At 65.2% G+C, this 4,534-nt stretch carries 4 protein-coding genes and 1 pseudogene; all 5 read right to left on the bottom strand.

Going from position 1 to position 4,534, the window contains the following annotated elements; translation table 11 throughout:
• Positions 1–369: pseudogene (locus EN745_RS30630) on the bottom strand (ABC transporter permease); the annotation flags it as partial.
• Positions 359–1,327: an ABC transporter permease gene (locus EN745_RS30625; RefSeq protein ID WP_127404742.1), complete on the bottom strand. Its 969-nt coding sequence runs from the start codon at positions 1,325–1,327 to the stop codon at positions 359–361. The gene EN745_RS30625 and the pseudogene EN745_RS30630, both read right to left, overlap by 11 nt.
• The gene (locus EN745_RS30620; RefSeq protein ID WP_126056769.1) at positions 1,324–2,322 is read right to left on the bottom strand and encodes an ABC transporter ATP-binding protein; all 999 of its coding nucleotides are present in this window, start codon (positions 2,320–2,322) and stop codon (positions 1,324–1,326) included. Before EN745_RS30620 ends, EN745_RS30625 begins: the two co-directional genes overlap by 4 nt.
• A gap of 204 nt (positions 2,323–2,526) precedes the next feature.
• Positions 2,527–3,681, bottom strand: a complete 1,155-nt coding sequence (locus EN745_RS30615) for an ABC transporter substrate-binding protein (protein WP_126059253.1) — start codon at positions 3,679–3,681, stop codon at positions 2,527–2,529.
• A gap of 222 nt (positions 3,682–3,903) precedes the next feature.
• Positions 3,904–4,534, bottom strand: a 631-nt coding sequence (locus EN745_RS30610; protein WP_127422973.1) for a LysR substrate-binding domain-containing protein, incomplete at its 5' end; no start/stop codon positions are given.

Below are 4,534 nucleotides of genomic sequence, written 5' to 3'. Positions count from 1 at the left end.
CAACGCGATGCCGGTGATGATGCCGGGCAGCGCGATCGGCAGGATGACCAGCAAAGAGATGGTCTCGCGGCCGAAGAAGCGCGTGCGCGAGACGGCGGCGGCGCAGAGCGTGCCCAGCACCAGCGCGATCGCCGTCGAGATGGCGGCGACGCGGATCGACAGCGACAGCGCCTCCCACACATCCGGCCGGTTCCAGGTGACGGCGAACCATTGCGTGGTCAGCCCCGGCGGCGGCCAGACGAAGCTCTTTTCCTCCGTCGTGAAGGCGTAGACGAAGATCAGCAGGATCGGCAGGTGCAGGAAGAGCAGGCCGAAGGCGGCGGCGATCTTCAGGCCGAGCGGGGCGGAAGGCGAGCCGTCAGAGCGCATCGAAGGCCCCCATGCGCTTGGCGCCCCAGAGGTAGAAGCCCATGATGACGATGGGCACCACGGTGAAGGCGGCGGCGAGCGGGATGTTGCCGGCCGTGCCCTGCTGCGAATAGACGGCCTGGCCGATGAACAGGCGCGAGGTGCCGATGATCTGCGGGATGATGTAGTCGCCCAGCGTCAGCGAGAAGGTGAAGATCGAGCCGGCGACAATGCCGGGCAGCGCCAGCGGGAACAGCACGTTACGGAAGGTCTGGCCGGGCGAGGCGCCGAGGTCGGACGAGGCCTCGACCAGATTGCCGGGTACGCGCTCGAGCGCCGCCTGGACGGGCAGGATCATGAACGGCAGCCAGACATAGACGAAGGCGATGAAGGTGCCCGTAAAGGAGACCGACAGCGAATTGCCGCCGACGACGGGCAGCGCCAGCCAGGCGTCGAGCAGCCACAACAGGTTCAGCTTGCCGAGCAGCCAGGTGAGGATGCCTTCCTTAGCGAGGATGAGCTTCCAGGCATAGACCTTGACCAGGTAGCTCGACCACAGCGGCAGCATGACGCCAAGATAGAACAGCGCCTTCCAGCGGCCGCGCGCATAGCGCGCCGCGTAGTAGGCGATGGGGAAGGCGATGATCGCCGAGGCGAGCGTGACGAGGGCCGCCATCGTCACCGTGCGCAGGATGATGTCGAGATTGGCGGCCTGGAACAGGTCGCCATAGGTCTTCAGCGTGAACTCGCGGTTGATGAGGCCGGAGAACTCGTCGATGGAGAAAAAACTTTGCGCCAGCAGGGCGAACAGCGAGCCGACGTAGACGATGCCGAGCCACAGCACTGGCGGCAGCAGCATGAGCAGCAGCAACAGCTTCGGCCGGCGCCAGAAGAGGTCGGACAGCGCGCCGCGCGGCCCGCCGCTGCCCGGCAGGATGGCGGGGGCAACCTTCGACGGTATCGTCGCCTCGATGCTCATGCCGGCTCATCCATCAAGTGCAGTTGATCGCGGTTGAAGGTGAGCATGACGGCTTCACCTTCCACCGGCAGCGCGACGCCCGCGGGCACCACGGCGTGCAGCCGCAAGCCGTCGGCATCGAGCGCCAGCCTGGTGGTCGCGCCGAGATAGTTGGTCGAGACCAGGCGGGCGGCAACGCCGTCGCCGCTCGCCTCGCGCGCGATACGGATGGATTCGGGGCGCAGACTGCCCCAGCGACGCTGGCCGGAATAGCGCTGGACGAAATCCGGCGGCAGCACGTTGGAGGAGCCTACGAAATCAGCGACGAAGCGCGTCTTCGGGCGCTGGTAGATGTCTTCCGGGGTGCCGATCTGCATGATCTTGCCGTCGTTGAACACGGCGACCCGATCGGCCATCGACAGCGCCTCGCCCTGGTCGTGGGTGACGAAGACGAAGGTGATGCCGAGCACTTTCTGCAGCGACTTCAATTCCTCCTGCATGTTCTCGCGCAGCTTGAGGTCGAGCGCGCCGAGCGGCTCGTCGAGCAGCAGCACCTTGGGCTGGTTGACGAGCGCGCGGGCGAGCGCAACGCGCTGGCGCTGGCCGCCGGAGAGTTGGCCTGGACGGCGGCCGCCGTAGCCCGGAAGCCTGACCAGCGACAGCGCCTCTTCCGCCGCCCTGTGCCGTTGCGGCTTGCCGACGCCCTTGACCATCAGCCCGTAGGCGACGTTGTCGAGCACGTTGAGATGCGGAAACAGCGCATAGTCCTGGAAGACGGTGTTGACGTTGCGCCGATAGGGTGGAACGCCCTCAGCGCGCTCGCCGAAGATCGAGATCGAGCCCGACGTCGGCTGCTCGAAACCGGCAATCAGGCGCAGGCAAGTTGTCTTGCCGGAGCCCGACGGGCCAAGCATGGCGAAGAACTCGCCAGGCGCGATGTCGAGATCGACGGCGTCGACGGCGCGAACGCTGCCGAAATGGCGGGAGACTTTTTGAAAGGATACGGCCGAGGTCATGAGTTGTCAGTCTTTAGCCGGTTTGTCTTTGGTCGAAATCGCTCTCGCCGCCAGCAAGCGGGCAGCGCGAATGCTACGGCACTTCACCTCCCCCTCAACGAGGAGGTCGCGGGGAAGCCGCGGGCGGAGTGGTAGCGGGGAACCTGCCCGGCCAAACCACCCCGACGCTGCGCGTCGTCCCTCCCGCACTGGGAGGGCAAGAACTCACCGTCCGCCGATGACGCCGATATAGTCCGACACCCAGCGGTAATAGGGCACGCACTGGTCGTTCTCGCTGGCGCATTTCGACACCGGCGTCTTCCAGAACTTGATCTTGTCGAAATTGTCGTAGCCGTTGGTCTTGCAGCCTTCCTCGCCGAGCAGCTCGTTGCCCTTGCAGGCGGCCGGCACCACCGGGAGCGAGCCGAACCAGGCGGAGACATCGCCCTGCACCTTAGGCGAGAGCGAGTGCTCGATCCACATATAGGCGCAGTTCGGATGGGCGGCGTCGGCCTCCATCATGGTGGTGTCGGCCCAGCCGGTGACGCCCTCCTCGGGAATGGTCGAGGAGACCGGCTTCTTGGCGGCGACCAGCGTGTTGACCTGGTACGGCCACGAGCCCGAGGCGACCACGCCCTCGTTCTGGAAGTCGTCGACCTGGATCGCGGCATCGTGCCAGTAGCGGCCGACCAGCGTGCGCTGGACGCGCAGCAGGTCGAGCGCCGCCTTGTACTGGTCCTCGGTCAGCTCGTAGGGATCCTTGATGCCGAGCTCCGGCTTGTGGAACATGAGGTAGTTGGCGGCATCGGCGATGTGGATCGGACCGTCATAGGCCTGGACGCGGCCCTTGTTCGACTTGCCGTCGGGCAGCTTCATCTCCTCGAAGACGACACTCCAACTCTTGGGCGCTTCCTTGAAGACGTCGGTGTTGTACATCAGCACGTTCGGGCCCCATTGATAGGGAACGCCGTAGTGCACCTTGTCGACCGTGAACCAGGGGGCGTCCTTCAGCCGGTCGTCGACGCTCTTCCAGCTCGGGACGAGATCGGTGTTGATCGGCTGCACGCGCTTGCCGGCGACGAGGCGCAACGAAGCATCGCCCGACGCGGTGACGAGGTCGAAGCCGCCCTCGTTCATCAACGAGACCATCTCGTCCGACGTGTTGGCGGTCTTGACGTTGACCTTGCAGCCGCTCTCCTTCTCGAAAGCGGTCACCCAGTCATAACCCTTGTCGGTTTCGCCGCGCTCGATATAGCCCGGCCAGGCGACGATGTTGACCTCGCCCTCGCCCTTGCCGAGCTCCTTGACCTGGGCGATGGCCTGGCCGGAGAAGGTCAGCGCGACCGTCAATGCAGTGCACGACTTCAGGAATGAATTCATCATCGATCTCCCATTTTGGCGCATGTCTCCGATAAGATCATGCGCACCCTCAAAACATTGAAGCGTCCACCAACCAGGAAAATGGGCGGCGCTCCAAGGGGCCGCACTCAGCGGCGGCTTTTGGTTCCCTAACCGGAGGTTGCTGCGAAATTCCCGGTTTCGCAAATTCATTTATCAGAAAGGCGATATCGGTTTTTCCGATGGATAAAGGCGGCCAGCTTGTCACGGACGCTGGCGGACCATGCGCTGCGACTGGGCAAGGCCGATGAAGTCGCGCGCGGCCTGCGGCAGGCTGGAGCCGCGGCGCCAGACCATGCCGACCTGGACCACCGGCAAGGCGCCGGAAATATCGCGCGACTCGATGCGGTCGCCTTCCAGCGACCATGGCCGGTAGACGAGGTCGGGCAGCAGCGCCACGCCGGCGCCGGTGGCGACGAGGCTGCGCACCGCCTCGACCGAGCGGGTGCGGAAGGCGACATGCGGCCTGGCGCCGAGCGCCGCGAGCAGCTTGCCGGTGTTCTCCTCGATCTCGTCGACGGTCAGCATGATCAGCGGCTCCGACACGATGTCGCTGAGATCGATAATGTCGGCGCTGGCGAGTTTGTGGCTGAGCGGCACCCACAGGCGATAGGCCGAGACCTCGAGGATTTCCGACTGCAGCGCGGTGCGGTCGCGCAGGTTCGAGGTGACCATGACGGCGATGTCGAGCTTGCCGCCGATCAAAAGGTGCTCGAGATAGTCGCCATTGTCCTCGATGGCCGAGACCTCGACACCGGGATAGGCGCGACGGTAGCGGGCGAGAAGATCGGACAGCACATAGCCGGCGACCAGCGAGGTGACGCCGAGCTGGAGG

It is taken from the genome of Mesorhizobium sp. M4A.F.Ca.ET.022.05.2.1 (assembly GCF_003998845.1).
Taxonomy (GTDB): Bacteria; Pseudomonadota; Alphaproteobacteria; order Rhizobiales; family Rhizobiaceae; genus Mesorhizobium.
This window is presented reverse-complemented; position numbering and strand designations above follow the sequence as displayed.

Bases quoted from the DNA above. Each gene is read 5' to 3' on its own strand.
- EN745_RS30625 (WP_127404742.1), bottom strand. From the start codon at position 1,327: ATGAGCATCGAGGCGACGATACCGTCGAAGGTTGCCCCCGCCATCCTG.
- EN745_RS30620 (WP_126056769.1), bottom strand. From the start codon at position 2,322: ATGACCTCGGCCGTATCCTTTCAAAAAGTCTCCCGCCATTTCGGCAGC.
- EN745_RS30615 (WP_126059253.1), bottom strand. From the start codon at position 3,681: ATGAATTCATTCCTGAAGTCGTGCACTGCATTGACGGTCGCGCTGACC.